Raw genomic sequence first — 1,003 nt, forward strand, 5'->3', positions numbered from 1 at the left:
GATCATGTACTGGATCTCGGCAAGGCCGGCCGGCAGATTGTCGGCGGTCGCCTGCCCTGCCGTCAGGATCGCCTCGCTGATCGACCAGCCGCCCTGATGGGTGAGCATGGAATCGCGCAGCGCCTTGGAGGCCATGTACATCATCATCAGCGCGTCATTGGCGCCGGGCGCCCGCACCGCCGAATGCGCCTGCGGGATGGGTGCTGCGTCGCTTGCCGCGCGGCCCCAATTCTCGGGCTCGTCGCAGACGAAGCGGTAGATCATCGAATAGGCGGCGCCGCAATGCGTGTCCCAGCGCGCGGTGTTGCAGAGCGGCAGCATGTAGAAGGGATGGAAGGAGATCATGCCGGCAAGGCCGTCATAATAGCCTTTTGCCGCATGGATCGGTTTCGAGCCCCGCACCTTCTCGGCCGGCTCGCCGGTGAAGCGCAGCGTGCCCTTGATGCCATGCTCCAGCATCGCCGCCTTAGTCGCGAGCAACCCGCCGAGGCTGCCGATGCCGAGGCCCGAATGCGGATCGGTGTGGCCGCCGGCCTGAAATCCCAAGCCTTCTCGCGGCCGCTTCACCGTCGCGGCGTCCTGGCAGTTGCCGGGCACGGCGTCATACTCGCCATACATGCCGATCACCGGGCCGTCGCCATTCGTCCAGTGGGCGCAGAAGGCCGTCGGCATGCCGCCGGAGCCTTCCTCGACCGAGAAGCCTTCGCGCTTCAGCCGCTCGACATACCAGGCCGCCGATTGATATTCGCGCCAGGCGGTCTCGCCGAAATCGAAGATGGTGCGCGTCCAGGCCGACAGCAGCGGCTGGATGCCGTCGATGCAGGCAAGCGCGGTTTCCTGCGCTGAACTCGTCACCGGTTTGTCCATGGTGCAAGAAAAGCAGTGAAGCGGCTCATCAAAAAGTGATATGTTTTCCCGGCTCGTGCAAATTCGGTTCACCTGAGGCCTCTTGCGAATACCCTCCACGCAGGCGCTGCGCGCCCTCGACAGTTTTGCCCGTCAC

1 pseudogene is annotated in these 1,003 nt (G+C 64.7%); it reads right to left on the minus strand.

From position 1 onward, the window contains the following. A pseudogene (locus EOA28_RS36865) lies at positions 1–867 on the minus strand (amidohydrolase); the annotation flags it as partial. Positions 868–1,003 lie beyond the last annotated feature (136 nt).

The organism is Mesorhizobium sp. M2A.F.Ca.ET.067.02.1.1 (assembly GCF_004023285.1).
Classification (GTDB): Bacteria; Pseudomonadota; Alphaproteobacteria; order Rhizobiales; family Rhizobiaceae; genus Mesorhizobium.